General features: G+C 64.7%; 21 protein-coding genes and 1 pseudogene. 14 read left to right on the top strand and 8 right to left on the bottom strand.

Going from position 1 to position 26,039, the window contains the following annotated elements:
* Nucleotides 1-36: 36 nt before the first annotated feature.
* Nucleotides 37-987: a LysR family transcriptional regulator gene (locus ACZ9GA_RS15475; RefSeq protein WP_457361847.1), complete on the bottom strand. Its 951-nt coding sequence runs from the start codon at nucleotides 985-987 to the stop codon at nucleotides 37-39.
* Between the two features lie 98 nt (nucleotides 988-1,085).
* Here ACZ9GA_RS15475 and ACZ9GA_RS15470 point away from each other — a divergent pair, with 98 nt between their 5' ends.
* The 5 genes from ACZ9GA_RS15470 (at nucleotide 1,086) to ACZ9GA_RS15450 (ending at nucleotide 6,012) form a co-directional block, all read left to right on the top strand.
* Nucleotides 1,086-1,913, top strand: a complete 828-nt coding sequence (locus ACZ9GA_RS15470) for an amidohydrolase family protein (RefSeq protein WP_457361848.1) — start codon at nucleotides 1,086-1,088, stop codon at nucleotides 1,911-1,913.
* 55 nt (nucleotides 1,914-1,968) lie between these two features.
* A complete protein-coding gene (locus ACZ9GA_RS15465; protein WP_457361849.1) occupies nucleotides 1,969-3,297 on the top strand; it encodes an MFS transporter in 1,329 nt (442 codons plus the stop codon).
* 12 nt (nucleotides 3,298-3,309) lie between these two features.
* The gene (locus ACZ9GA_RS15460; protein WP_457361850.1) at nucleotides 3,310-4,050 is read left to right on the top strand and encodes an SDR family NAD(P)-dependent oxidoreductase; all 741 of its coding nucleotides are present in this window, start codon (nucleotides 3,310-3,312) and stop codon (nucleotides 4,048-4,050) included.
* Nucleotides 4,047-4,829 (top strand): sugar phosphate isomerase/epimerase family protein, encoded by a 783-nt coding sequence (locus ACZ9GA_RS15455; RefSeq protein ID WP_457363714.1) that lies wholly within the window; start codon nucleotides 4,047-4,049, stop codon nucleotides 4,827-4,829. Before ACZ9GA_RS15460 ends, ACZ9GA_RS15455 begins: the two co-directional genes overlap by 4 nt.
* A 124-nt stretch (nucleotides 4,830-4,953) precedes the next feature.
* Complete coding sequence (locus ACZ9GA_RS15450; RefSeq protein ID WP_457363715.1) at nucleotides 4,954-6,012, top strand: IS110 family RNA-guided transposase; 1,059 nt, start codon at nucleotides 4,954-4,956, stop codon at nucleotides 6,010-6,012.
* A 353-nt stretch (nucleotides 6,013-6,365) separates the two neighbouring features.
* Here the strand turns inward: ACZ9GA_RS15450 and ACZ9GA_RS15445 are convergent, their stop codons facing one another.
* Nucleotides 6,366-7,946: an aldehyde dehydrogenase (NADP(+)) gene (locus ACZ9GA_RS15445; RefSeq protein ID WP_457361851.1), complete on the bottom strand. Its 1,581-nt coding sequence runs from the start codon at nucleotides 7,944-7,946 to the stop codon at nucleotides 6,366-6,368.
* Nucleotides 7,947-8,137: 191 nt separating this feature from the next.
* On the opposite strand from ACZ9GA_RS15445, the pseudogene ACZ9GA_RS15440 reads away from it, so the two are divergent.
* Together ACZ9GA_RS15440 and ACZ9GA_RS15435 are read left to right on the top strand one after the other, a co-directional pair.
* Nucleotides 8,138-8,941, top strand: a pseudogene (locus ACZ9GA_RS15440) (MCP four helix bundle domain-containing protein); the annotation flags it as partial.
* Entirely contained in the window at nucleotides 8,933-9,796 is an 864-nt protein-coding gene (locus ACZ9GA_RS15435) for a methyl-accepting chemotaxis protein (protein ID WP_476227628.1), read from the top strand. The pseudogene ACZ9GA_RS15440 and the gene ACZ9GA_RS15435, both read left to right, overlap by 9 nt.
* 337 nt (nucleotides 9,797-10,133) lie before the next feature.
* Here the strand turns inward: ACZ9GA_RS15435 and ACZ9GA_RS15430 are convergent, their stop codons facing one another.
* The 3 genes from ACZ9GA_RS15430 to ACZ9GA_RS15420 all read right to left on the bottom strand — a co-directional run bounded on the left by ACZ9GA_RS15430 (nucleotide 10,134) and on the right by ACZ9GA_RS15420 (nucleotide 14,302).
* Nucleotides 10,134-11,663, bottom strand: coding sequence for an FAD-dependent oxidoreductase (locus ACZ9GA_RS15430; RefSeq protein WP_457361852.1), 1,530 nt, complete (start codon nucleotides 11,661-11,663; stop codon nucleotides 10,134-10,136).
* 91 nt (nucleotides 11,664-11,754) lie between these two features.
* Entirely contained in the window at nucleotides 11,755-12,012 is a 258-nt protein-coding gene (locus tag ACZ9GA_RS15425) for a hypothetical protein (protein WP_457361853.1), read from the bottom strand.
* Nucleotides 12,013-12,559: 547 nt separating this feature from the next.
* Nucleotides 12,560-14,302, bottom strand: coding sequence for a cytochrome c biogenesis protein DipZ (locus ACZ9GA_RS15420; RefSeq protein ID WP_457361854.1), 1,743 nt, complete (start codon nucleotides 14,300-14,302; stop codon nucleotides 12,560-12,562).
* Nucleotides 14,303-14,549: 247 nt separating this feature from the next.
* On the opposite strand from ACZ9GA_RS15420, the gene ACZ9GA_RS15415 reads away from it, so the two are divergent.
* Nucleotides 14,550-15,209, top strand: a complete 660-nt coding sequence (locus ACZ9GA_RS15415) for a M24 family metallopeptidase (RefSeq protein WP_457361855.1) — start codon at nucleotides 14,550-14,552, stop codon at nucleotides 15,207-15,209.
* Between the two features lie 62 nt (nucleotides 15,210-15,271).
* Here ACZ9GA_RS15415 and ACZ9GA_RS15410 read toward each other — a convergent pair whose 3' ends face one another.
* The gene (locus ACZ9GA_RS15410; protein WP_457361856.1) at nucleotides 15,272-16,189 is read right to left on the bottom strand and encodes a bestrophin family protein; all 918 of its coding nucleotides are present in this window, start codon (nucleotides 16,187-16,189) and stop codon (nucleotides 15,272-15,274) included.
* A 122-nt stretch (nucleotides 16,190-16,311) separates the two neighbouring features.
* On the opposite strand from ACZ9GA_RS15410, the gene ACZ9GA_RS15405 reads away from it, so the two are divergent.
* The 5 genes from ACZ9GA_RS15405 (at nucleotide 16,312) to ACZ9GA_RS15385 (ending at nucleotide 21,745) form a co-directional block, all read left to right on the top strand.
* Nucleotides 16,312-16,578, top strand: a complete 267-nt coding sequence (locus ACZ9GA_RS15405; protein WP_457361857.1) for a hypothetical protein — start codon at nucleotides 16,312-16,314, stop codon at nucleotides 16,576-16,578.
* 613 nt (nucleotides 16,579-17,191) lie between these two features.
* On the top strand, nucleotides 17,192-17,704 hold the full coding sequence (locus tag ACZ9GA_RS15400) for a Csu type fimbrial protein (RefSeq protein WP_457361858.1): 513 nt from the start codon (nucleotides 17,192-17,194) through the stop codon (nucleotides 17,702-17,704).
* A gap of 18 nt (nucleotides 17,705-17,722) precedes the next feature.
* On the top strand, nucleotides 17,723-18,445 hold the full coding sequence (locus tag ACZ9GA_RS15395; protein WP_457361859.1) for a fimbrial biogenesis chaperone: 723 nt from the start codon (nucleotides 17,723-17,725) through the stop codon (nucleotides 18,443-18,445).
* Between the two features lie 10 nt (nucleotides 18,446-18,455).
* Nucleotides 18,456-20,759, top strand: a complete 2,304-nt coding sequence (locus ACZ9GA_RS15390; protein WP_457361860.1) for a fimbria/pilus outer membrane usher protein — start codon at nucleotides 18,456-18,458, stop codon at nucleotides 20,757-20,759.
* Complete coding sequence (locus ACZ9GA_RS15385; RefSeq protein ID WP_457361861.1) at nucleotides 20,756-21,745, top strand: Csu type fimbrial protein; 990 nt, start codon at nucleotides 20,756-20,758, stop codon at nucleotides 21,743-21,745. Before ACZ9GA_RS15390 ends, ACZ9GA_RS15385 begins: the two co-directional genes overlap by 4 nt.
* Before the next feature lie 99 nt (nucleotides 21,746-21,844).
* On the opposite strand, the gene arnT is transcribed toward ACZ9GA_RS15385, so the two are convergent.
* Nucleotides 21,845-23,551, bottom strand: a complete 1,707-nt coding sequence (arnT, locus tag ACZ9GA_RS15380; protein WP_457361862.1) for a lipid IV(A) 4-amino-4-deoxy-L-arabinosyltransferase — start codon at nucleotides 23,549-23,551, stop codon at nucleotides 21,845-21,847.
* A 118-nt stretch (nucleotides 23,552-23,669) separates the two neighbouring features.
* Nucleotides 23,670-24,269: a lipopolysaccharide core heptose(II)-phosphate phosphatase PmrG gene (pmrG, locus tag ACZ9GA_RS15375; protein ID WP_457361863.1), complete on the bottom strand. Its 600-nt coding sequence runs from the start codon at nucleotides 24,267-24,269 to the stop codon at nucleotides 23,670-23,672.
* A gap of 487 nt (nucleotides 24,270-24,756) precedes the next feature.
* Between pmrG and ACZ9GA_RS15370 the strand changes: the two genes are divergently transcribed.
* Nucleotides 24,757-25,512: a class II aldolase/adducin family protein gene (locus ACZ9GA_RS15370; RefSeq protein WP_457361864.1), complete on the top strand. Its 756-nt coding sequence runs from the start codon at nucleotides 24,757-24,759 to the stop codon at nucleotides 25,510-25,512.
* Nucleotides 25,513-26,039 lie beyond the last annotated feature (527 nt).

The following is a 26,039-nucleotide window of genomic DNA, read 5'->3' as shown; positions in this document are numbered from 1 at the left end:
GCGATCTACGCAACACCGCAAATCCCCAGGCGGGCACTAGGCCCAATCAAAATCCGGAATATCGCGCCCCAACCCCCGAGCCTGATCCAACAACACCTGCATCATCCGCCGCGCCGCCTCCGGCAGCGGATCAAACCGCGAATACACAAAGCTGATATCAAACCCGATCTCTTCAGCCAGCGGCTTGACCACCAACCCGCTGTCCTGTGCCACGAACTCATCAATAATCGTCACGCCCAGCCCCTGTTTCACCAGCGCCACCGCCTCCGGGGCATTGGTGAAGTCCAGAAACGAATTCAACGCCACGCCACTGCGCTCGATCGCCTCGCTGATCAGCTTGCCAAACGGGATGTCCGGCCGGAACAGCAGCAACGGCTCGCGCGCCAGATGCGCCATTTCGATCACCGGCTGGCTCTCCAGCGCATGCCCCGGCGGCAGCACGCACACCATGCGCCCGCGCATGAACGGCCGTGAATGCAGGTGGTCGTGCACCACGGGCAAGGCCGAGATCGACAGGTCGACTTTTTTGCCGAGGATTTGCACCGGCATTTCGCTCATCAGAATGGTGCGCCACTCGATGTGCATGGCCGGCACCTGGCGCTTGAGTTCAGCCAGCGCGTGGGGCAGCACCACGGTGGACAGCGAGGCGCTGCAGCACACCCGCAGTTGCCGGTTGGGCGTGGTGGCCAGTGACTGCGCGCACTCGTTGACCCACAGCGCCGCCTGATACACGCGCTCTACTTCGCGGTACAGCGCCTGGGCTTCGCTGGTGGGCACCAGGCGGTTATTGATGCGGTCGAACAGGCGCAGCGCCAGGCGGCTTTCGATGTAGGCGATCAGCTTGCTCACCGCCGGTTGCGAGACGTAGAGCATCTTCGCCGCGCCGCTGATGGAGCCGGTGAGCATCACCGCGCGGAACACTTCCATGTGGCGCAGCTTGAAGGCCATGTTCCCCGGTTCCGGGGCTTCGGCGGCTGGTAAGGGCATGTCTTAACCTTTGGTTATGGTTTGCGCCATCTGAGTATGAGCCATCCCGGGGGGATTTTTGTAGCCTGTGGCCAACATCCACCCGGTCAGGCCGCGCCATGAGCATTTTCGACGAACCCAAGATTGACTGTCACAACCACCTGTTCGACCCGGCCAACTTCCCGTACCTGGCCGAGACAATCTACCGCCCAGCTGGCCAGGAAATCGGCACCCTCAAGCAGTTCGATCGCGTGCTTGAAGCCTACGGCGTGCAGCACGCGTTGCTGGTGCAACCCACCAGCGGCTACCGCGGCGACAACCGCCTGCTGCTGTCGGCGCTGGCCGCAGGGCAGGGGCGGTACAAGGGCGTGGTGGTGGTTGATCACGACATCAGCCTGGAGGCCCTGGCCAACTACCAGGCCAAGGGCGTGGTGGGCGTGGCCTTCAACCCGGCCACCGAAGGGCTGACGGCCATGGCCGGCGCCGAGGCGCTGCTGCCCAAGCTGGCGGAACTGGGCATGTTCGCGCAGATCCAGACCGTGGGCGACCAGCTGGTGCAATTGCTGGAAATGATCGACCAGAGCGACGTGCGCCTGCTGATCGACCATTGCGGCCGCCCCGACATTGAACACGGCCTGTATCAACCCGGCTTCCAGGCGCTGTTGCGCCTGGCCGAGCGCGGTCGGGCCACGGTGAAAATCTCCGGCATGCAGAAGTTCGCGCCCATGGATTCGGTGTTCGAGGACACCGTGGGCTACGTGCAGGCGCTGCTGGAAACCTTCGGTGCGGACCACTGCGTGTGGGGGTCGGACTGGCCGTTCCTGCGCATGCAGCAGCGCGTCGATTACGGCCCGTTGCTGAAGCTGGCCGAGCAGTTCATGCCGGACGCGGCCGTGCGCCGCGCCGTGATGTGGGATACACCGCGGCGCCTGTTCGGGTTCCGCTGATTTGCCGGTTGCAAGGACGCCTGTGCACCAACAATAACAAGATGAGGTACCTGCCATGAGTGTCGACAGCAAACTCGAACTCCCCGCATACGCCGCGCCCGCCGTGGCCGCGCGCACCCGTACACGCTTCATGATTTTGGGCCTGATTTCCGGCGGCACCCTGATCAACTACCTGGACCGCAGCGTGATGGGCATCGCCGCGCCCAGCATCAGCGCCGACCTGGGCCTGAACGCGGCCATGATGGGGCTGATTTTCTCGGCGTTCTCCTGGACGTACGCCGCCGCGCAGATCCCCGGCGGCATCCTGCTGGACCGCCTGGGCACCAAGCTGACCTACTGGCTGGCGCTGACCCTGTGGTCGCTGTTCACCGGGCTGCAGGGCCTGGCCACCGGCTTCGCCTCGCTGATGGGCATCCGCCTGATGATCGGGGCCACCGAGGCGCCGTGCTTCCCCACCAACAGCCGCGTGGTCGCCATCTGGTTCCCGCAGAGCGAACGGGCGCGGGCCACCAGTATCTACACCCTGGCCGAGTACTGCGGCCTGGCCTTCCTCACGCCGCTGCTGTTCTGGGTGCTGCATGCCTACGGCTGGCGTTTCATGCTGATGGCCGTCGGTGCGGTGGGCATCCTCTACGGGCTGGTGTGGTGGCGCAAATTCCACGAGCCGCATGAGTCGACCCAGGCCAACCAGGCCGAACTGGATTACATCGCCGAGGGCGGCGGCGTGGTGGACGGCAGTCAGAAAGCCACGCGCTTTGCCTGGTCGCAGATTCCGGCGCTGCTCAAGCAACGCAACATGCTGGGCATTTGCCTGGGCCAGTTTGCCTGCAACTCCACCAACGTGTTTTTCCTCACCTGGTTCCCCACCTACCTGGTCACCGAGCGCCACATGCCCTGGCTGAAAGTGGGCTGGGTGGCGGTGTTGCCGTTCATTGCCGCCTCGGCCGGCACCCTGTTCGGCGGTTGGTTGTCGGACGCCATGCTGCGCCGCGGCATTTCGCTGAACGTGGCGCGCAAGCTGCCAGTGATCACCGGCCTGCTGTGCGCCTCGGTGATCGTGCTGGCCAACTACGTGGACTCCGACGCGCTGGTGATCGGCATTCTGTGCGTGGCCTATTTCGCCCAGGGCATGTCGTCGCTGGCCTGGATGATCGTCTCCGACATCGCCCCTAAGGGCCTGATCGGCTTGAGCGGCGGCCTGTTCAACCTGTTCGCCAACGCCGCCGGCATCGTCATCCCGCTGGTGATCGGCATCATCGTGACGATGACCGGCTCGTTCGTCTGGGCGCTGGGCTTTATTTCGCTGGTGACGCTGTTCGGCGCCGCCTGCTACCTGTTCATGGTGCAAGACCTCAAGCGTCTGCCCGATATCCCGAACCTTTGAAAGGAGCTTCACATGAGTCAACACCTGGAAGGCCAGACGGCCATCATCACCGGCGGCATGCGCGGCATCGGCCTGGGCATCGCCAAGCGCCTGCGCCAGGCGGGTGCCAACATCGTCATCTGGGACCTCAACGTCGACCACTGGGACACCAGCGCCAACGGCTTCACCCCGGCCCTGCGCCAGTCGGTGAACGTCGCCTCGCTGGAATCGGTGGAAGCCGCCTTCGCCGAGGTGGTGGCGCAACTGGGTCGTGTCGACATCCTGGTCAACAATGCCGGCATCAACGGCCCGGTGGTGGAATCCTGGAACTACCCGGTGGACGCCTGGGACCAGGTGCTCGCCATCGACCTGACCGGCGTGTTCTATTGCTGCCGCACCGCCATCCCGCACATGCGTGAGCGCAAGTACGGGCGCATCGTCAACGTCGCCTCCATGGCCGGCAAGGACGGCGTGCAGTACATCTCGGCGTACTCGGCGGCCAAGGCGGGCGTGATCGCCTTCACCAAGTCGGCGGCCAAGGAACTGGCCCAGGATGGCGTGCTGCTTAACTGCATCGCCCCGGCCATGGTGGAAACCGGCCTGATGGCGGAAATGACCCAGGAACACATCACGGCCAGCAAGGCCAAGATCCCCATGGGGCGGTTCCTGCAGATCGAGGAAATCGCCAACATGGTGACCTGGATCGCCGGCCCCGAGTGCAGCTTTACCACCGGCTTTGTGTTCGACCTCAGCGGTGGCAGGGCTACCTACTGATGGCCCTTGGCGTGGCTCACCTGACCGCGCTGCAACTGGCCCCCGCCGACCTGGTTCGCCAGGCCGCGGGGGCTGGTTTTTCTGCGGTGGGCTTGCGCTTGCACCCGGCCATGGCGGGCGGCGTGTGCTACCCGCTGGACGCCGTGGCGCGTCGGAATTTGAAAGCGCTGCTGGACGGCGAAGGCATGGGCGTCAGCGACATCGAGTTTGTCGAGCTGACGCCGCAGGTGCACATCGACGCGCTGGTGCCGTTGCTCGAAGCCGGCGCCGACCTGGGGGCCAGCAGCCTGACGGTGTCGGGTGACGATACGCAGTTCTCGCGGCTGACCGATCACTACGCGCACCTGTGCGAACTGGCCGTGGATTTTGGCTTGCGGGTGGACCTGGAGTTCATGCGCTGGCGGGCGGTGGGCAACCTGGCGCAGGCGCGGCAGATTGTCGAGGGCGCGGGGCAGGGCAATGGCGGGATTCTGCTGGATGCGCTGCACCTGTTTCGCAGCGGCGGAACGGTAGCGATGCTGGCGGATATCGAGCCGCGCTGGTTGCGGGCGGTGCAGCTGTGCGATGCGCCGCTGTTGGCGCCGCCTGAGGAATTGATTATCAGCGAAGCGCGGGAAGGGCGGTTGCCGCCGGGGCAAGGGCAGTTGCCGCTGGGGGAATTGCTGGCGGCGTTGCCCAGGGATGTGCAGGTCAGTGTGGAGATGCCCTATGGGGCGTTGGGCAGTGTGGAGCGGTTGGCGTTGGCTTACCAAACCTCGATAGCCCTGCTGACCCTGTAATTAGATGGACTCGCCCAAGCCGAGGCGTCAATGCGCCACGGTGGCAGTCTAAACAGCCAACGACAGCGAGGGCGAGTCCATGAAAAAGCATACTTCGATTGATCAATCCCTGTCTTCCGCCAATTTGTCGGTCTGCACGACCGTGGCGGTCGATCTGGCCAAACATGTCTTCCAGGTTGCCGGCGAAGACGCTCTAGGCCACGTGCACTATGAACAGCGCTTCAAGTCGCGCGAAGCGTTCTACGAGTTCCTTCAACAACTGGCACCCCACGTCATAGTCTTGATGGAGACGGGGCCAGGTGCGCAAGCCTGGGCGCGCCAGCTGCAGGAACAGGGCGTCGAGGCTCGGATTTTGCCGGCCAAGTTGGTGACGACACACCGCACAGGGCCTAAAAACGATCGTAACGATGCGTTGGCGATTTTGCGGGCCGGTCGTGATGAGAAAATCTGCGCAGTACCGATCAAGAGCGTTGCGGCGCTTGCTATGCAGGCATTGCATCGTGCTCGCCAGGGCTATGTGCGCCGCCGCACGGCATTGAGTAATCAGATGCGCGGCCTGCTGCTTGAGCACGGCGTGGTCCTGGCTCAAGGTGATGTCGCCATCAGCCAGAGAATTCCACGAGTATTGGAGGATGCCACTCAACCAGTGCCAGCCATGTTGCGCGAGTTGATCGATGAACTGCTGGCGGAATGGCGCTTTTTGGGCGAGCGCATTGCGGTGTTGACGGGCCGTCTGGAAGCAGCGGCAAATGCCGACAGCACGGCCAAGCGGCTGATGAGCGTGCGCGGTATCGGTCCGGTGACCGCCACGGCGTTGGTAGCCAAGGAAACCCAGCCCGAACGGTTCCCCAATGCACGCAAGTTCGCGGCCTACTTTGGCCTGGTTCCCGACCAACACAGCAGCGGGAATAAAGTTCGCCTGGGCGGTATGAGCAAGCGAGGCGATTCATATCTGCGCAGCCTGATGATCCAGGGCGCGCACGCGGTGCTGCAACAGCTGCGATCCGATTCGGAGCAACCCGACGACCGCCGATTACTGCGCTGGATGAGCCGCCTGGGCCGCAAACAGGCTGCGGTCCGGCTGGCCAATCGCAACCTGCGTATCGTCTGGAGGCTTCTACAGAATGACCAGACTTATCGTCGACAGCATGGCAGCGGCCAGCCAGCGATGATGAGCCACTGATCCACCGAGTTCTGCCACCGAGGTAACGACTGTCCAACCCTGTGCTGAAAAACATTGACCCCAGATAGGATCGGCGTGGATTGATGCCTAAGCGGCTAGCGGCCTTCGAGGCCTGACTGTAATCGGCATACCACGAGCTCTTCCAATGTCGGCCAGAGGCCCAAAGCGGCTTCCTTGAATAGGCCTAATACATAGATGCAACGGGCGGCAGTTTTTCAAAAGCGGGTAGACAGGAGGGGCGAGTCCATACATAGCCGCTGCCGTAGGCTGCGCTGGCCCTGATGTACGCTGAAGATTTACAGTGTACGCAAGGGCCAGCGCAGCCTGGCGGCAGCGGCTACGGGTGTGTGCGATTACAGCGCCGCATCACTCCACTCACCATTGACCAGACGCTTGAGCCCCAGCGGGTTGCTGTTGCGCAGGGCCTCAGGCAGCAGCGCTTCAGGGTAGTTCTGGTAGCACACCGGCCGCAGGAAGCGGTCGATGGCCAGGGTGCCCACCGAGGTGCCGCGCGAGTCGGAGGTGGCCGGGTACGGGCCGCCATGCACCATGGCTTCGCACACTTCCACGCCGGTCGGGTAGCCGTTGACCAGGATGCGGCCGACTTTCTGCTCCAGCAGCGGCACCAGCCACTGGTAGGCAACCAGGTCGTCGGACTCGCCGATCAGGGTGGCGGTCAGTTGGCCGCGCAGGCCCTGCAAGGCCGCTTTCAGCTGGGCATCGTCCTTGGCTTCGATGACGATGGTCGCCGGGCCGAACACTTCTTCCTGCAGCAGCTCGTCACCTTCCAGCAACAGCGACACGTCAGCCTTGAACAGCTGCGGGCGCGCCTGGTTGCCCGACTGCGCGTCGCCGGCCAGGTGGGTGACACCCGGGTGGGCCAGCAGGTGCTCAAGACCCTGGCTGTAGCTGCGCAGCCCACCGGCGTTGAGCATGGTTTGCGGTGCCTGGGCAGCCATCTGCTCTTGCAGCAAGGCCTGGAAGGCGGTGAAGGCCGGCGAGCTGACGCCGATCACCAGGCCCGGGTTGGTGCAGAACTGGCCGCAGCCCATGACCACCGATGCGGCCAGGTCCTTGGCGACCGATTCGCCACGGCTGGCCAGTGCCTGCGGCAGCAGCACCACCGGGTTGATGCTCGACATCTCGGCGAATACCGGGATCGGTTGCGCACGCTCTGCGGCCATCTTGCACAGGGCGTTGCCGCCGCTCAGCGAACCGGTGAAGCCCACGGCCTGGATGGCCGGGTGCTTGACCAGCCACTCGCCCACGCCACCGCCGAAGATCATGTTGAACACGCCCTTGGGCATGCCGGTTTTTTCGGCGGCGCGAATGATGGCGCAGCCGACCTGGTCAGCGGTGGCCATGTGGCCGCTGTGGGCCTTGAAGACAACGGGGCAGCCTGCCGCCAGGGCCGCCGCGGTGTCACCGCCGGCAGTGGAGAAGGCCAGCGGGAAGTTGCTGGCGCCGAACACGGCCACGGCGCCCACGCCTACGCGGTATTGACGCAGGTCCACACGCGGCAGCGGCTTGCGGTCGGGCAGGGCCAGGTCGATGCGCGCACCCAGGAAGTCACCGCGGCGCAGCACTTTGGCGAACAGGCGCATCTGGCCGCTGGTGCGGCCACGCTCGCCCTGGATGCGGCCGGCAGGCAGGGCCGTTTCGCGGCAGACGATGGCCACGAAGTCATCGCCCAGGGCGTCGATTTCGTCGGCGATGGCGTCGAGGAATTCGGCGCGGCGGGCAGGGCTGAGGTGGCGGAATTCGCCAAAGGCGCTTTCGGCGGCGCGGCAGGCGGCGTCGACTTCGGCCTCGGTGGCCTGAATGAATTCGAATGGCAGGGCCTCGCCGGTGCTGGCGTCCAGGCTGTGCAGGCGCTTGGTGCCCTGCGCGCTGCGGGCGCCGGCAATGAAGTTGTGGCCGAGAAGGGTGGACATCGTGATCTCCTGGTTCTTCAGATTGTTCTGAGAAAGCACTAACGGCTTGATGTTGACGGACATCGTACAACTAGGGTGGTCGTTGTGCAATCTCCTGTGCTGGGGAGCCACTGCCATCCTGTCGGACAATTATTTCAATCAACGGCTACAGAAACATCACCGAGGTACGATAACTAGGCAGGATTGGGCCAATGGCTATCACTTACCTGCCTCGGGACACGTTCATGCTAATAAGAAACATCGGTGTTGCCCCACGAGCCTTGACCGGCTTTTCCCTGATTGCGGCGCTGGTGGCGCTGCTGGGCTTCTTCGCCTTGGCGCAGATGGCCAACATCCGCCAGGGCCAGGTGGCCACCGAGAATGACTGGGTGCCCAGCCTGCGGGCGGTGAGTGATATCCGAGAAATCATGCTGCGTATCCGCACCATTTCCCTGCGCATGGCCTTGGACACCGACCCGGCCAGCATCAACAGCTATCGCAGCCAGATGGACACGCGGCTCAAGGACCTGCAGGCCAGGCTCGATGCCTACCGGCCACGGGTGGACACGCCCAAGGAGCAGGAGATCGTCAGCCGCTTTGACCAGTCGCTCAAGGGTTACAACGAGGCGTTGCAACGCTCGTTCGTGCTGGCGGGGCAGGCGGACAAGGCGGCGTTGCTCAAGCTGTTGCTGGTGGACATGAAGCCGCTGGTGGATGACTCCGGCAGCCAGCTCAACGAGCTGGCGGACTACTACAGCGCGGGCATCAGCCATGAAACCCAGGGTTCGGCCGAGCAATACAGCCGCTCGCGTACGGTGATTCTGGTGTTTATCGGCCTGGCGGCGCTGGCCACCATCATCCTGGCGCTGGTGCTGACGCGCAGCATTGTCAGTCCACTGATGGCCGCGCTGGGGGCGGCCGAGCGCATTGCCGGTGGCGACCTCAGCCAGCCGATCAAGGCCGATGGCAATGACGAAGCGGGGCGCCTGTTGACTGCCCTGGCGGCCATGCAACAGCAGTTGCGTCAGACCTTGAGCGAGATCTCCACCAGCTCGCGCGCGTTGTCGTCATCGCTGCTGGGCTTGCGCCAGGCGTCGGAGGCGGGTAGCGATGGCATGCATCGGCAGAGCGAAGAAGTGAACATGGCCGCCACGGCGGTCACCGAGCTGAGCGCGGCGGTGGACGAGGTGGCCAGCCACGCGGTGTCCACGTCCGACTCGACCCGCGATTGCAACGATGTGGCGCGCCAGGGGCAGGGTAAGGTTGCCGACACCCGCGCCAGCATCGAGCAGTTGCGCACCGATTTGCAGGCCACGGCCAGTCAGGTCAGCGCCCTGGCCGAGCGCTCCCAGGCGATCGGCACGGTGCTGGACGTGATCGGCGCCATCGCCGGGCAGACCAACCTGCTGGCGCTCAACGCGGCCATCGAGGCAGCGCGCGCCGGGGAGTCGGGGCGTGGCTTTGCGGTGGTGGCCGATGAAGTGCGGGCCCTGGCCCATCGCACCCAGCAGTCGACCCTGGAAATCGAAACCATGGTGCAGGGCATGCGCAGCGGCTCCGACCTGGCCCTGCAGGCCATGCACACCAGCGCCCAGCGCGCCGACGCCACCCTGGGCATCGCCGACGGCGCGGCCCAGGCGCTGCAAGGCATTACTCAAGCCATGGAGCAGATCATGGAGCGCAACCTGGTGATCGCCAGCGCCACCGAAGAACAGGCCCAGGTGGCCCGTGAGGTGGACAGCAACCTGATCAACATCCGCGACTTCGCCAGCCGTGCGGCCGAAGGGGCGCAGCAGTCGCGGGAGGCGACGCGGGAGTTGGCGCAGTTGGCTGAGGGGTTGGATGGATTGGTGTCGCGGTTTAGGCTTTGAGGTTTTGAGGTTTTGAGGCTTGGGGGCTTTGGGGTGCATGTCTTGAGGTTTGTGGCGTTCTTGAGATCGAGCGCCGCCCGCGCGGCGCTTCGCGGGCAGAGCCCGCTCCCACAGTCTGTTTCGGGCCAATCATGTCTGTGCCATCTCCAGGTCCGCCTGGTGTGTTCACTGCAGATTCATGATGGTGCAAACAAAGCGGTCGATGCGATCTTGCAGGCATAACTGGCCCGAAACAAACGTGGGAGCGGGCTCTGCCCGCGAAGCGCCGCGCGGGCGGCGCTCGATCTTAAGAGCGCAGAAAGCCCCAATCGAACACCTCCAAAGCCCCCATCACCCCCTACAACCCCACCCCCCGACGCGGACTGCGCGCCAGGTAGTCGGTCAAAGTAACCGCCTGATGATCACCCGCCGCCAACGCCACATACCCATCAGGCCTCACCACATACACCGCATCACGCGCCAACCCCGCCTGCCCATACGCGGCCTGCCAGGCAAACACATGCAGCCTGAGCCCCTCGGCCTCGCATACCGCGCGCACGCTTTCCTCGGCCTCGCCATACACATGCACCTGCCACTCGATGGTGTTCAGCGGGGCAAAGTTGTCGCGCCCCTCCACCGCCACCCACGGCAGTCGATCCCCACCATGCACATGCCCGGCCACGCCGTCGCTCAGCGCGCTTTGCCGGTAGTTCAGGGTCAGTTGCGAGACGGTGCGGAACAGCCATTCGCGCACCGGCCCCAACGCCAGCGCCCGGGGGATCAGCAGCGGCGCCAGGCGTGTGCGCAGCAGGTCGGCCATGGGGCCCTGGGCCGTGGCGAAGGTGAACACGCGATCAGTGGTGGCCACCAGTTGGCGGGCAAAGGCGATGCGCTCCTGCTCATAGCTGTCCAGCAAGCTTTCGTCGGCCTGGCCCTTGAGCACGCTGGCCAGTTTCCAGGCCAGGTTGATGGCGTCGCCGATGCCGGTGTTCATCCCCTGGCCACCGGCCGGGCTGTGGATGTGCGCGGCATCGCCGAGCAGGAAAGCGCGGCCCTGGCGGAACTGTTCGGTGACGCGGTGGTGCACGTGGTAGGTGGAAAACCAGTTGAGCTGATCCACCTGCACTTTCAGGTGATCGATGGCACGGCGGCTGATGTCCTCGAACTGCAGGTTGTCGGCGCGCGCCGCGCGTTCATCGCGTACGGTGCCGATCAGTCGCGCACGGCCACTGCCGGCCAGGGGGAACACGGCCAGGAAGTCCGCTTCGTCCAGGTCCACGTGCAGTTCACCGTTGAACGTCGGGCCCTGGCCCAACACGTCTGCCACGTAGAACACCTGCTGGTACGTGCCCCCGGGGAACCCCGTGCCCAAGGCATTGCGCACGGTGGAGCGGGCGCCGTCGCAGCCAGCCAGGTAGCGCGCCGCGCAGGATTCCATGTGGCCGTCGCGATGTTGCAGTTGCGCCAGCACCTGGTCACCCTGATCGACCAGGCCGCGCAGGCTGACCCCTCGCTCCACGCTGATGCCTTGGGCCTGTAGCCGGTCGATCAACAGGCGCTCATGCTCATCCTGGGGGAATATCTCGAGAAAGCTGTAGCGCGTCAGGCCTTCACCGATATGGGCAAACGGCAGGTGCGCCACCGCATCCCCCTTGACCCACAGATTGATGGCCGCCACGGTATGGCCGCGGTCGAGCACGGCCTGGGCCAGGTCCAGTTGCTGGTACAGCTCCAGCGTACGCGCCTGCACGGCCAGCGCGCGGGAGGTGGTGCCCGGCTCCAGGGCCTGGTCGATGATGCGCACCTGGATGCCCTGGGCGGTCAGCCACAGGGCCAGCACCAGCCCGGTGGGCCCGGCGCCGACGATCAGTACGTCGCAGCGTTGCATGGCGGATACCTCGTGCAGGGGGTATCAGCAGTATGGGCCAGAAATGAAAAAGCCCGGTTCAATGAACCGGGCTTTCGCGGTGGCCTGCATCTTAGTAACGCTGATATTGCGAACCGAATTCCTTGCGCACTTCAGCGACGTAGAGGGGCGCCTGGTGGTCATCGTGCTGGTGGGGCAGCACGTGTTCGCTGCCGTTCTCGGCCATGCGCAGGTTGCGGTCCCGGGCGTGTTCGGCGCCGTCCTGGGCCACGGTGGCCTGGGGGTGGCTGGTGACGGTCTGCGGGGTGGCAAAGACAGTGCCGCTGGCCAGCAGGGATAAGGCGAGGCTGAAAGTCAGTACAGGTTTCATGGTTAAGCTCCAGAGGGGGTAGGGGAGAACATGGAGCCAACTTTACGACTGGCCGGCGCGCAGGAGAAACCAAGCGGGGGCATAGTGACTATTGACGGGGGTGATTGATGGCAGGCGCCAAGGTCTGATGCCTGGTAAACAAGGCGGACGAGGCAATCTCACAGACATAACTGGCCCGAAACAGATGTGGGACCGAGCAAAGCTCGGGAAGCGCCGCGCGGGCGGCGCGCGGTCTCATGAACGCCACATCCCCCAAGACATGCACCTCTTGCAGACGCCACCAGCCCTGTAGCCGCTGCCGCCAGGCTGCGCTGGCCCTGTCCCTCGCTGGAGATCCTGAGGGTTCATGAGGGCCAGCGCAGCCTGCGGCAGCGGCTACGGGATTGCGTTAGGGCCTCCAAGCGCATGTCTTGGGAGGTGTGGCGGTCATGAGATCGAGCGCCGCCCGCGCGGCGCTTCGCGGGTAGAACCCGCTCCCACAGTCTGTTTCGGGCCAGTTATGTCTGTGGGATCACCTGGTCCGCCTTGGTGGCATGGCTTCAGGTCTTCATCCGAAGGTAAACGCGTACGCCGCCACCCCCGAATCCAGAAACTCAATGCTGAAGGTATGTTCAGCAATATCCCCCGACTGCCGCACCAGCTGGTACAAGCGCTGCTCGGTCACCTGGCCGCTGCCGTCCGGCGCCACGTCGGTGCCGTGGGCGTCGCCTGGGGCCTTGCCGTCGATCATCACCTTGAAACGCACTGGCTTGCCGTCGGCGCCAGGGCCTAGCACCAGATGCAGGTCGCGGGCCTGGAAGCGGTAGGCGATGCGGCCGTTGGCCTGGTTCAGGGTGGCCTGCTCAGGGCCGATGTTCCATTGGCCTTCCACGCCCCACTGGTTTAACTGCGGCGTTGACGGCAACTGGTAACGGGCGGCGTGGTCGGGGTTCAGCGCCGGGGTGGAGGCAAAGTTTTCCGAGCGGCGGTAGCCCACGTAGGTTTCCGGCGAGCGCATGTCGCTGTTGTCGGCAGCTTGCTGCACGCCCTGTGCGTTGATGTCGACCAGGTCGTTGCTGACCTGATGCTGCCCGGCCTCGCGCAGCAGTTGCTGAATGACGCGTTCGGACTGTTCGTACTCGCCCTCGCCGAAATGGTGGAAACGGATCTTGCCCTGGGCGTCGACGAAGTAGTGGGCCGGCCAGTATTCGTTGTCGAAGGCGCGCCAGATCGTGTAATTATTGTCGATGGCCACAGGGTAGGTGATGCCCAGCTTTTTCATGGCGGCGGTGACGTTGCCCACGTCGCGTTCAAAAGCAAACTCGGGGGCGTGCACGCCGATCACCACCAGGCCCTGGTCATGGTATTTGGCGGCCCAGGCCTTGAGGTAGGGCTGGGTGCGCAGGCAGTTGATGCACGAGTAGGTCCAGAAATCCACTAGCACGACCTTGCCTTTCAGGGCCTCGGCGGTCAGCGGCGGGGAGTTGAGCCACTGCACGGCGCCGTTCAGGGACGGCAGGTCGCCTTCCACGGGCAGGGGCTGGTTATCGCCTACTTTCATCGCCGAGGCTTGGTTGGGACGATTCTTTTCGCCCAGCACGCGGTCCACCAGGTGCTGCTCCAGGCCGCCCGTGGAGGCCGTGGACAGCTGCGCCAGCACGCCGGTGTCCAGGCCCAGGGCGATGGCGGCCACGCCGGCCAGCATCAAGGCACCCAGGCCCCGGCGAATCCACTCGCCCACGCCCAGCGCACGTTTCATGGCGGCGAATAGCTTGCCGCCCACCAGCAACGCGGCGGCCAGCGAAGTAGCGGCGCCGGCGGCGTAGGCCAGCAGCAACAGTGTGGTGCCCACGCTGGCACCCTGCAGGGCCGCGCCGGTCAGCACCAGGCCCAGGATGGGGCCGGCGCAGGGCGCCCACAGCAGGCCGGTGGCCACGCCGATCAGGAACGAGGCGCCGGGGCGCGGCTGGCTGTCGGTGCCCGCCGCCTCGGACAGGCGGCTGCCCGCGGCCACCAGCGGCCGGGTCAGGCGCTCGGCCAGTTGCGGCAGCAGCAGGGTCAAGCCAAACAAGGCCACGAACACCAGGGCCAGCCAGCGTCCATACTGGTTCAACTGCACCACCCAGGCACCGCCTACCGCGGCCAGCGAGGCCACCAGCGCGAAGGTCACGGCCATGCCGGCCAGCAGCGGCAGGCCGCTTTTGACGAAGGGCTGGCCGGTGCGGGCGAAGACGAAAGGCAGCACGGGCAGGATGCAGGGGCTGACGATGGTCAGCACACCCCCCAGGTAGACGATCAGTAGCAGCAGCATGGATGTGTCCTTTCTTGAATGGCGATGTAGCCGCTGCCGCCAGGCGGCGCTGGCCCTGTGCGCCACTGGGGATCTTCAGGGTTCACCCCGGCCAGCGCAGCCTGGCGGCAGCGGCTACGCAATGGTAGGCAGCCTGCGCTCGTGGAATCCTCACGGACAGTTAAACAATTTGTGATATTCGGGACGAGCTTTCACGCTATATAGTGAGCCATATAGCGACACCGGAACGATAAAGGAAATCACCGTGATGAATGCATTCTCCAAAGAGGCCGTCGGCCCATCCTATAACCTGTCCTCCATGCAATACGCCCAGGCCATGACCTGGCAGGCCATCGAGCGCCTGTCCCAGCGCATTGTGCCCGGCATGCTCGAATCCCAGGCCCGCGAGCTGGGCAAGCAGGTGCTGGCCGAGCTGGACATGCAGCGCATCTGGCACCCGCTGCTGGTGCGCTTCGGCGCCAACACCCTGAAGACTTTCAAGGAGCGCTCCGAGGGCGATCCGCAACTGGGCGAGCACGATATCTACTTCATCGACATGGGCGCTGTGTGGCAGGGCCACGAGGGTGATGCCGGCGCCACCTTCACCACCGGCAACGACCCGCAGCAGGTGGCCTGCGCGGCGGCGGCCAAAACCCTATTCGATCGCGTGGAAGCCTTCTGGCGCAGCGAGAAGGTCAATGGCCTTGCGCTGTACCAATATGCCGAGGCACAAGCCCGTGACATGGGCTGGGTATTGAACCTGAACATCAAGGGCCACCGCGTCAGCGACTTCCCCCACGCCATTTACCGCGGCGGCGACCTGGGCGACTTCGAGCAGGCGCCCGGCGCGGGGCTGTGGATTCTGGAAATCCAGATCGCCCACCCCACGCTGCCGTACGGCGCGTTTTACGAAGACCTGCTGGTGTAGCGCTGGGGGCTGCCACGCCTTTGATCAAGGCCTCGCACATCATCCTGGGCGTGGCCGACTGATCACATCAGCACGCCGTCCACCGGCTCCTCGGGCTGCGCCGCCGGTTCATCCAGCAACTCCTGCACGGCAATCTCGATGCCGCGGCACATGGCATTGAGGGGCAGGTCGTTGGGCTGCAGGTCGAACGGGTCGGCGATCTGGTCACCCAGGGCGTCCAGGCCGAAGAAGGTGTAGGCCAGGATGCACACCGCCACTGGGGTGAACCAGCCGATGCTGTCGATCAGGCAGAACGGCAGCAGGAAGCAATAGATGTGCACGGTGCGGTGCAACAGCAGAATGTACGGGTAGGGGATGGGCGTGTTCTTGATGCGCTCGCAGCCGCCCAGCACGTAGGACAGGCGTGTGAATTGCTGGTCGATGGCCACCTGCACCTGTTCGCCTGCGCCGGCCTGGCGCGCGGCGTCCTGATAGCGCTTGCCCAGCAGGCCCAGCAACGCGCTGGGCGGGTTCTGGTGCCCCAGCACGGTGTGGCGGGCGTGCTCGTCAAGGCGGGCCAGGCTCTCGGGCGCCATGGCCTCGCGGCGCAGGGTGTGCTTGAGCACATAGGCAAAGGCGGTCAAGCCATGCCCCAGCGTGGCACGCTGGGCTGGCGCCAGGTTGGGCAGCAGGCTCAGGGTCTGGCGAGTCAGGTTGCGGCTGACGATCAACAACTCCCCCCACAAGGTGCGCGCTTCCCAGAAGCGCTGGTAGGCCACCGTGTTGCGAAACCCCAGGAAAATCGCCAGCGTCAGGCCCCACAACGTGAAGGGCGTGGCCGTGAGCACCACTTTGAAATGAAACAGCGTGCCGTGGATGGCCACCACGGCCGAACTGATCAGCACCGTGAACAGCACCTTGCGCCAGATGGCCGGGATGATCGAACCCTTGAGGGAAAACAGCAGCGTCAGGGCGGAGGGGTTGTGGGGGCGGATGATCATGCGTGCATCGGGCTCCAGTGGACGGGGAATTTGCGGTGGGCAGGCCAAGCGCTATATCATTTGCTATATAGCGAAGGTTGCTGTGCATCCTACCCGTTCATTCTGGCCCCTGGAACGCTGCAATGCGCGAAAGAATCTATCCCTACACCGCCTGGCTGCTGACCCGCAGCTTCCAGCCCCTGCAAATCGAGCTGATTGGCCCGGGCTATGCGGCCAGTGGTTACGACCGCACCGAGTCGGGGCGCAACTACCATGTGGATGAGTTGTACCCCAGCCTTGCGGCGGCGATTGCCTGTGGGGAGGACAAGTTGGCGGAGTTGGCGGCGGATATTGCCAAGCGCCAGGCGAGCCTGGACAAGCGGCGCGATGCGCTGGCGCGGTTTAAATAGCGCCGCCCACTGGCATCACCTCCCTTTGAAGCCAGGCACACAGGGCTGACAACTGGTTGGCACAGGCCATGGTACGGTGCAACAAACTGTGGGAGCGGGCTTGCGCGTGGGGCGGCGAAGCGCCGCGCGGGCGGCGCGCGATCTCAAGAGCACCAGAAAAACATCGACTAGCACCTAGCGGCTTCACTCTACGGCTGTGGGACCGGGCGAAGCTCGGGAAGGGTACGGCGCGATAGTCAGGCTGACCCTTTCCCGAGCTTCGCCCGGTCCCACAGCAGAAAGGGGCGGGGTGCTTTCGAGGTGCATGGCTTGGGGCCTTGTGGCGATCTTGAGCCCGTGCGCCGCCCGCGCGGCGCTTCGCGGGTAGAACCCGCTCCCACAGTTTGTTGCACCGTACCATGGCCTGACGCACCGAGTTGCAAGCCTAGTGTGCTCGTCAAGCCTCTAGTGTTGCCTGCTTGGTGTTTCTACAGATACCTTTTGCATTGCCCCGTTTCTGAAATCGTGTATCGCCGTACCCCGCCATCCCCTACAAAGTCGAAATACTCCCACGCCCCCCGCAGGCGCATAGTTTTTCCCGTGAAGGGAAGACACACCACGCGCCGGAGGCTCCATGAAAGGATTGGCCGCTGCAATCGGACTGCTGTTGAGCGTCACCGTGCTGCCAGGGCAGGCAGCAACCTATTCCAATGGCACGGCCACCTCGTCGTTCCTGGTGTCATTGACCATCACCGCCAGTTGCACCGTGTCGGCCAATGCCCTGGCCTTTGGCAGCACCGGGCTGCTGAGCACGGCGGTCACCGGCAGTACCACGCTGTCGGTCACGTGCAGCAACAGCACGCCGTACAACATCGGCCTCAACGCCGGCGCCGTTACCAGTTCCACCACCACCACGCGGCTGATGGCCGGTACCGCCACGGGCAACACCACTAGCACGGTGTCGTTCAAGCTGATGCAGGATTCGGCGCTGAGCACCAACTGGGGCAACACCCAAGGCACCGACACCGTGGCCGGCACCGGTACCGGCAGCGCCCAGAGCCTGACCGTCTACGGCCAGGTGCCCACCCAGACCACCCCCACCCCCGACACCTATAACGCCACCGTCACGGCCACCGTCTACTTCTGACCCACGGAGTACCTGGGCATGACCTCGTTCCACCACACGTTGTGGGGCCTGCTGCTGGCCTCGTTGGCGCTGCCGTGCGCGCAGGCGGCAACCCTGCAGGTATCGCCGGTCAAGATCGACTTCGCCCCGGGCCAGAACGCCGCCGGCCTGGCCCTGAACAACCCCGGCGACACGCCGGTGTACGGCCAGGTGCGGGTGTTCCGCTGGGACCAGGACACCCAGGGCGATGTGCTCAGCCCCAGCCCCGAGGTGGTGGCCAGCCCGCCGATCATTCAACTGGCCGGCCGTGGCCAGCAACTGATCCGCCTGGTGCGGGTGCAGCCCGGCAACCCGGCGGTGGAGCAGAGCTACCGCCTGCTGATCGACGAGATCCCGCCGCCGGGCACCGACAAGCACGTGGGCGTGGCGATTCGCATGCGCTACTCGGTGCCGGTGTTCGTTGCCCCGGCCACGTCTGCGGCGACTGCCCTGAGCTGGCAGGTGTTGCGCCAGGACGGCCAGTGGCTGCTGCGCCTGGACAATCACGGCCAGCGCCACACCCAGGTCGGCGCCCTGACCTTGCAGGACGCCGCCGGCAAGACCCTGCAGGTCAGCAAGGGCCTGCTGGGCTATGCCCTGGCCGGGCACATACGGCAATGGCCGTTGCCCGCCAATGGCGCCGCAAGGCTCGAAGGCCCCTTGCTGATCAAGGTCAACCTGGACGGCGAGCCCACCACCTTCAAGGTGGCGGGCGAGGGTTGAGACAGGGTGAGTGAGCCTGGATGATCGGCGCTACCGTGCGCTCGCCCTGCTGGTGTGCCTGATGATGGGCCGGGCAGCGGCCGCCAGCGACCTGTACCTGGAGGTGGACCTCAACGGCGAGCCCACCCAGACGGTGGCGCACTTTCAGGACGACGGCGGGCGCCTGAGCACCGACGGGCAATCCCTTGACGACCTGGGCCTGGACCTGGCCGCGCTGGGGGTAGGGGCCCGCCAGCAAGTGCGCCTGGACGATCTGCCGGGCGTGACCTGGCACTACGACGCCGCCCAGCAGACGGTGGACCTGCGCGTCAGTGACAACCTGCGCAAGGCCCAGCGCCTCAACCAGGCCCGCACCGGGCGCGCCACGCCCAGCGCCGTGGGCCGCGGCCTGGTGCTGAACTACGACGCCTACGCCTCCCACGACGACAGCGGCAACCGCCTGGCTTTCTGGAGCGAAGAGCGGCTGTTCGACCCCCATGGCGTGTTCAGCAACACCGGCACCGCGTATTCGTACCCGACCAGCACCCAACAGCACTATGTGCGCTACGACACCAACTGGAGCCATTCGAACCCCGACACCCTCAACACCTGGGCGCTGGGCGACACCATCAGTGGCTCGCTGGACTGGACCCGTTCCGTGCGCCTGGGCGGCGTGCAGTACAAGAGCGACTTCGCCCTGCGCCCGGACCTGGTGACTTTCCCCTTGCCCGCCTACAGCGGCTCGGCGGTGGTGCCGTCGGCGGTCAGCCTGTACGTCAACGGTATTCAGCAGTACAGCGGTTCGGTCAGCAGCGGGCCGTACATCATCGACCAGATGGTGCCGGGCATCAGCGGCGCTGGCGAGGCCACGGTGGTCAGCCGCGACGCCCTGGGGCGCTCGGTGACCACCTCGGTGCCGCTGTACGTGGACACCCGGTTGATGGCGCCGGGGCTGTCCAGTTACTCGCTGGAACTGGGCTACCTGCGGCATGACTACAGCGTGGCCTCATTCGACTATTCGCCGCGCACGGCGAGTAGTGCGTCGGTGCGCTACGGCCTCAGCGATGCCTTGACCGTGGAGGGGCATGGCGAGGTGACCGGCGGGGTGTACAACGCCGGCGTCGGCGCGTTGTATCGCCTGGGGCAACGCGGTGTGGTCAATGCCTCCCTGGCCAGCAGCGCCGGCATGGCCGGGCAGCAATGGGCGCTGGGGTATCAATACATCACGCCGCGCTTCAGCCTGTCGGCCCAGACCCAGCGTACGCTGGGCAACTACGGCGACCTGGCCGCCCGCGACGGCTCCCCGGTGCCCAGTATCAGCGACCGCGTGACCCTGACCTTGCCCGTGGCCAGCAACCAGAGCCTGTCGCTCAGTTACGTGGGCTACAAGGTGCCGAGCAGTGGCGCCTCCCATCTGGTCAGCGTGGGCCATTCACTGAGCCTGTCCCATCGCCTGTCGATCAACCTGAGCCTGTACCAGGACGTGCGCGCCCCCACCTCGCGTGGCGCTTCGGTAAGCCTGAGCTACGCCTTGGGCGAGCGCACCTCGGTCAGCAGCAGCGTGAGCCTGCAGAACAAGCAGGCCAGCTACACCACCAGCGCCGCCCAGGCACCGGACTACGCCGGTGGCTGGGGCTGGGGGGCGCAGGGCAGTGGCGGCGGGGGCAGCGATTATCAGCTGGCCCAGGTGCAGTACCTGGGCAACCACGCGCAGGTCACCGCCAGCGCCCAACAGGTGGACGGCAGCACCTTGTGGGCGGTGGACACCACCGGCGCGATGGTATGGATGGACGGCACGGTCGCCACCGCGCGGCGCATCGGCGACGGTTTCGCGCTGGTGTCCACCGACGGCGTGGCCGGCATCCCGGTGATCCACGAGAACCGCGAGATCGGCACCACCGACAGCAGTGGTCATTTTCTGGTGCCGGACCTGGATGCCTACCGCAACAACCGGGTGTCCATCGACAGCCTGGGCTTGCCCGCCAATGTGCAGATCGCCGCCACCGACCGGGCCGTGGTGCCACAGTCGCGTTCCGGGGTGCTGGTGAAGTTCGGCATTACGCCGTACCTGGCCGCCTCGATCATCCTCCAGGACGGCAAGGGCGTGCTGCTGCCGGCGGGCCTGCGGGTGCGGCATGTGGAAAGCGGGGCCAGCACGGTGGTGGGCTATGACGGCCTGACATTTGTGGCCGGGCTTGCGCCGCTCAATCATTTGCAGGTCGATGGCGATCACGTGCATTGCCGTGTGACCTTCCCATTCAAACCGCCGACCGGCACCACGCTGCCCACCCTGGGGCCGCTGCAGTGCCTGCCGCTTGCCGAGGGTGTGCCATGAAAACGCTGTTATTGGGGCTGCTGTTGCTGTTGGCCGCACTGAGTACCCAGGCCCAGGCCAGCAGCTGCACCGCCAGCGGCTCGACGATTGCCTTTGGCAGCATCAGCCCGATCGCCAACGTCGCCACCACCGCTACCGGAACCATCACGGTGACCTGCACCTGGGACGCCGCCACGCTGTTGCGCAACGTGCTGGTGTGCGCCAACGTGGGCACCGGCGATGGCTCCAGCACTTCGGCGCCGCGCAGCCTGCTCAACGGCAGCAACCTGCTCAACTACAACCTGTACACCGATTCGGCCTACTCGACCATCTTGGGGGACACGGCCACCAGCAGCGCCAGCACGCCCTTGTCGATGACCCTGAGCAGCAGCTTGGCGCTGGTCAGCGTCAGCGCCTCGAGCAGCGCCACGATTTACGGCAAGGTGCCGGCCGGGCAGACCACGGTGCCCACGGTGAGCAACAGCAGCACGGTGTACACCGAGAACTTCACCGGCGCCTACACCCGGCTGGACTATCAGTTCTATCAACTGATCACCCCCACCTGCGCGTCGATGACCGCGCAGACCGTGCGCTTTCCCTTTGCGATCACCGCCACCGTGGTCAACAACTGCAACATCACCACCACGCCCCTGAGTTTTGGCAGCAACACCTTGCTCAAGACCGCTGTGACCTCCACCGCCACCATCAGCGTGCAATGCACCAACGGCGACGCTTATGAGGTGGCGCTGGACGGCGGGACCACGGCCGGCAGCGTCGGTGCCCGGCAGATGGTGGGGGCCACCAGCGGCGGCAAGGTCAGTTACCAACTGTACACGGACAATGCCTATGCCACGCCCTGGGGGGATGGCACGGCCAGCACCAGCATGGCCACCGGTACCGGCAGCGGGGTGGCGCAGTCGCTGACGGTGTACGGGCGGGTGCCGGTACAGGCCGTGCCGGTGCCTGATACCTACAGCGATACGGTCAAGGCAACGGTGTATTTCTAGCCCCGGACTCGGTAGCCGCTGCCGTCAGGCTGCGCTGGCCAGTGTGAACCCCGCAGAGCTTCAGCGAGGCTCGTGGCCCGCGCAGCCTGACGGCAGCGGCTACGGGGCGGGCGCAGCCGGTTTGGCCGGGTAAAACAGCAAGGTCATCTCGCCCCGGTCGTAGCGCGTGTAGTCGGTAGGCAGTATCGCCAGTTCGCGCTTCTCGGTGTCGGAGCGTACCCGCAGCAGCATCGCCACCGAGCCGTGTTCGCGCTGGCGGGCCAGCCAGGGGTTGATCGTGTCCATGTCCAGTGCGCGGCCCTGGGCATCCGGGTACTCCAGCCCGTATTGCGCCTCGCCGATCACGTTGTACAACACCACGTGAGGGCGCGCGGTGTGCCAGGCCATGCCGGAGGCAGCGCCCAGTTCGTTGCTGACCAGGGTGTCGGCCTTGCGCAGTGCATCCAGGTGCTGGGCGGTGAAGGTGTCGGGCGTTTCGCTGTCGCTGATACTGTTGGGCACGGCGGCGGGCAACGCGGCCACCAGCACCAGCATGGCCAGCGCCGGGGCCAGGTAGCAGCGCAGCGGGCGCGCCGCCGCCACGGCGTTGGCCAGCACGAAGGTACCCAGGGCCAGGGTGATCAGCGTCAGGTGCAGCGGCTCATCGATGTACAGCGGGCGCTTGATCTGCAGGCCCGCCAGCACCACCAGGGCCACGCTGCCCACTATCAGGTTGAACAGCGCATTGGCCCGCAGCCAGCGGCCTGCGCCTTGTTGCACGCAGTCGATCAGCGCATGGCCGATCAACAAGGCCAGGGGCAGCAGGCACGGCATGATGTAGGTCGGCAGCTTGCCGCGGCTCAGGCTGAAGAACACCAGGGGCAAAGTGAACCACAGCAGCAGGAAAGCGATGCCTGGGGTGCCTCGCTGCTTCCAGCCCTGGGCGAACGCTTTGGGCAGCAACACCGCCCAGGGCAGGCTGCTGACCACGATGATCGGCAGGAAGAACCAGAAGGGGCGGGCATGCTGGGCGTTGGCGCCGGCGAAGCGTTGCACGTGCTCGTGCCAGAAGAAGAATCGCCAGAAATCAGGTTCCTGTTGGTGGATGGCCAGCGCCCAGGGCAGGGTCAGCAGGGTAGCCACCACGACCGCGATCAGCCCGTAGCCGATCAATTCGCCCAGGCGACGCTGCCAGGCCATGTACGGCACCGCCACCAATACCGGCAGCAGCAATGCCAGGAAGCCCTTGGTCATCAGGCCCATGGCACAGGCCAGGCCCACCGCCGCCCAGCCTAATGCCCGACCCCGTCTGCCGGTGCAGCCCAGGGCATACCACAGGGCCACCAGGCTCAGGTTCACCCAGAGGGTAAACAGCGGGTCCAGGTTGGCGTAGCCGGCTTGACCTGCAATCAGGCCAAAACTCATGTACACCAGCGCGCAGGCCAGGCTTTTGCCTGGCACCTGCCACAGGCGCCCAGCCATCAGGTAGCCCAGCACGCCGCTCACGCCAAGCGCCAGGGCCGAGGCGATGCGCACACCAAACAGGTTCTGCCCGAACATGGCCTGGCCCAGGGCGATGAACCAGTAGCCACCGGCGGGTTTTTCGAAATAGCGCAGCCCCATGAAGTGGGGGGAAGCCCAGTGCCCGCTCAGCAGCATTTCCTGGCTGATCTGGGCATAGCGGGTTTCATCGGGTATCCACAACCCATGAAAAGGCAGGGGCAGGACGTACGCCAGCACAAACGCCGCGAACATGATCACAAACGCATGGCGCGCAATGGCAGCCTGGGGGTGTGTAACCCGCAGGTGAGGGAGTGATATATCCATCTTCAACGATCCAGGAAAGTATCAGGGGGCATTGGAAGTGCGCGCCCTTGTTGCCGTGTTATTTACGAGTTCAATTGCAGAGTAAGCAGTTTGTAGATCATCATCATGAAATGTTGTATTACAAATTACTCTGGGTTGGGGCTTTGTTCAGCTCTTTCAGTGCATGGGCCCAGCCATTCACGTTCATGACCCCGACAATGCGTGCCTTGCCATGTTCGTCCAGCGCCAGAAACAGCGCGCTGCTGTACTGCGCGCCCGCGGCATGGGGGTAGCCCAACTGCTTCTCGACATGAGCGATGCAACCGCTGTGGGTCACGGCGACCAGATTGCGCTGGGGTACCTTGCGGGCGGTGGCGTCCTGCAACAGTGAAGTGTCGCACTCGCCCAGCCAGGCGGGCGCCGGCACGCTGTGATCCACCATGAATTGCGAGGTCTGGGCGGTGCGAGTGCTGGGGCTGGTGAGCACGTCGGTGTGCTCCATGCCCAAGGATTTCAAGGCCTGCCCCACAGTGACGGCGGTTTCGCTGCCCAGTCGAGTGATGCCGTCGGCGGGGCCCAGGCAGGGGTTGCTGGAGCGATCGCAGCGCTCGGCATGGCGCACCAGCACCACCAGGTCGCCGGCTTGCCAATGTTGCAGCAGCCCGACACTGGTAGCGTTGTTGCCGCTGCCCAGGTCGGCGGGCGAGCGCGGCCACAGGTCGAAGGCGCTTATGATCATGGCGGCAATGCTTGTCACGGCAGCGGCGGCGAACGCGGTCCGTACCCATGCCGGGCGGCGCGAGGAAACGCTTGCCGTGGAAACCTGTCCGCTGAGGCCTTGGCCCATGTTGAAGCTCCTGGTTAGATAAATAAAAATTTATTAAACAAGTTAGTAAGCGAATATTACAATTCGCCCTTGTGTGTCAGGGTGCGGACGTTAAAAGGGTGGCCGTTGGAATGCGATGAAAAAGATGTAAAAAAATCGGAATGAAATGCTTCCGGCATAGGGCTGATTCGAATGCGTTAAGCGTTTGTTTGGGTTGATTGAGTCAGAAGTGTGATAGTGCGAAACTTTTTGTATGAATAAAAAGTGCCTAGTTGTGAGTGTCTCGCCAATGCGTGCATGCTTGCCTGCGCCTATAGCTATCCAATTACGACATCAATGGTTGTGGCGGCAGCCCGAATCAAAGGTAGGCTCTGGGTAAATAACCCAGGAGCAACCGCCCATGAACAAGCCCGCAACCTTCAGCGACGTGGAATGGCAGGCCCGCTGCGACCTGGCTGCGCTGTACCGCCTGATTGCCCATTTGCGCATGACCGACCTGATCGACACCCACCTGACGCTGCGGGTGCCGGGGCCTGAGCATCATTTTTTGATTAATCGCTACGGCGTGCTGTTCGATCACATGCGCGCCAGTGACCTGGTGTTGATCGACCAGTACGGCAAAGCCGTTGACCCGGCCTGTGCCCAGGTGCCGGTGAATGCGGCGGGGTTCGTGATCCATTCGGCCATTCACATGGCGCGGCCGGACCTGGCGTGCGTGATCCATACCCATACGGCGGCGGGCATTGCGGTGTCGGCGCAGGAGCAGGGGCTGCTGCCCATCAGTCAGCATGCGTTGAAGTTCTATGGCAAGTTGGCCTATCACACCTATGAAGGCATTGCCTTGTCGCTGGACGAGCGCGAGCGCCTGATTGCCGACCTTGGGCCGCATCGGGCGATGATTTTGCGTAACCATGGGTTGCTGGTGGGGGGCGGCAACGTGGCGGAGGCGTTTCACGAGATTCATTTTCTGGAGCGGGCTTGTCAGGCGCAGGTTCAGGCGTTGGCGGGGGGGAGCAAGCTGGTGTTTCCGTCGCCGCAGGTGTGTGAGCATACGGCGCGGCAGTTTGAGAGTGATGGGGTGGAGCAGATCATTGACATGGCGTGGGGGGCGGCGTTGACGTTGATTGAAGGGCAGCGGGATTCGTATTGTTCTTGAAGGATGGGGTTACAAGATGGGGGGTGGATAGGGTGGGGGAGTGGGGTAGGCTGGGGGTGTTTTTCCAGGGCTGTTTCACCGCGTGAGGTCGAGGCGCCCAAAGCTTTTGATGTGTCGTTGTAGTTGCCCAGCGCTCAAGTACACCACAAACCGCTTTTGCTTCCGTGAGGCTTTTGATCTTGATTGTATGCCCCGTTAGAGCCCAGGGCCGACCGGAGACGTCGATCAAGCGGCCTTCAGCGTAGCTGAAGGAGACGGAACCGGAGGCGCTTCTATTCCGGGCCGTCGTCCGCTTGATCGACGTCGGAGGGAGGGGACCCGGAGCGGAGCGTAGGGACCGGGCTCGGGGCTGAGAATTTTTGGTTACTTTTTTTTCGACTGAAAAAAGTGACCCGCCGTAAGGGCGGAAAGGTGATTCAGCATCATCCTCGATAATGGATATGTTCACGATCTGCGGATCCCGCTTTTTCGTTCGCGGGCATATCCATTGCTACGGGTGCGACCACCGGCGGTTCCGGCCTTACGCC

This window comes from Pseudomonas sp. TE3644, from assembly GCF_056278815.1.
Note: the sequence above shows the minus strand (reverse complement) of the source record. Positions and strands in the feature narration are given on the sequence as shown.

Coding starts and splice junctions, on each gene's coding strand:
- ACZ9GA_RS15405 (WP_457361857.1), top strand. CDS start 16,312: ATGCGCGAAAGAATCTATCCCTACACCGCCTGGCTGCTGACCCGCAGC.
- ACZ9GA_RS15385 (WP_457361861.1), top strand. CDS start 20,756: ATGAAAACGCTGTTATTGGGGCTGCTGTTGCTGTTGGCCGCACTGAGT.
- ACZ9GA_RS15415 (WP_457361855.1), top strand. CDS start 14,550: ATGAATGCATTCTCCAAAGAGGCCGTCGGCCCATCCTATAACCTGTCC.
- ACZ9GA_RS15410 (WP_457361856.1), bottom strand. CDS start 16,189: ATGATCATCCGCCCCCACAACCCCTCCGCCCTGACGCTGCTGTTTTCC.
- ACZ9GA_RS15470 (WP_457361848.1), top strand. CDS start 1,086: ATGAGCATTTTCGACGAACCCAAGATTGACTGTCACAACCACCTGTTC.
- ACZ9GA_RS15425 (WP_457361853.1), bottom strand. CDS start 12,012: ATGAAACCTGTACTGACTTTCAGCCTCGCCTTATCCCTGCTGGCCAGC.
- ACZ9GA_RS15460 (WP_457361850.1), top strand. CDS start 3,310: ATGAGTCAACACCTGGAAGGCCAGACGGCCATCATCACCGGCGGCATG.
- ACZ9GA_RS15435 (WP_476227628.1), top strand. CDS start 8,933: ATGCAACAGCAGTTGCGTCAGACCTTGAGCGAGATCTCCACCAGCTCG.
- pmrG (WP_457361863.1), bottom strand. CDS start 24,269: ATGATCATAAGCGCCTTCGACCTGTGGCCGCGCTCGCCCGCCGACCTG.
- ACZ9GA_RS15420 (WP_457361854.1), bottom strand. CDS start 14,302: ATGCTGCTGCTACTGATCGTCTACCTGGGGGGTGTGCTGACCATCGTC.
- arnT (WP_457361862.1), bottom strand. CDS start 23,551: ATGGATATATCACTCCCTCACCTGCGGGTTACACACCCCCAGGCTGCC.
- ACZ9GA_RS15395 (WP_457361859.1), top strand. CDS start 17,723: ATGACCTCGTTCCACCACACGTTGTGGGGCCTGCTGCTGGCCTCGTTG.
- ACZ9GA_RS15445 (WP_457361851.1), bottom strand. CDS start 7,946: ATGTCCACCCTTCTCGGCCACAACTTCATTGCCGGCGCCCGCAGCGCG.
- ACZ9GA_RS15430 (WP_457361852.1), bottom strand. CDS start 11,663: ATGCAACGCTGCGACGTACTGATCGTCGGCGCCGGGCCCACCGGGCTG.
- ACZ9GA_RS15465 (WP_457361849.1), top strand. CDS start 1,969: ATGAGTGTCGACAGCAAACTCGAACTCCCCGCATACGCCGCGCCCGCC.
- ACZ9GA_RS15475 (WP_457361847.1), bottom strand. CDS start 987: ATGCCCTTACCAGCCGCCGAAGCCCCGGAACCGGGGAACATGGCCTTC.
- ACZ9GA_RS15400 (WP_457361858.1), top strand. CDS start 17,192: ATGAAAGGATTGGCCGCTGCAATCGGACTGCTGTTGAGCGTCACCGTG.
- ACZ9GA_RS15370 (WP_457361864.1), top strand. CDS start 24,757: ATGAACAAGCCCGCAACCTTCAGCGACGTGGAATGGCAGGCCCGCTGC.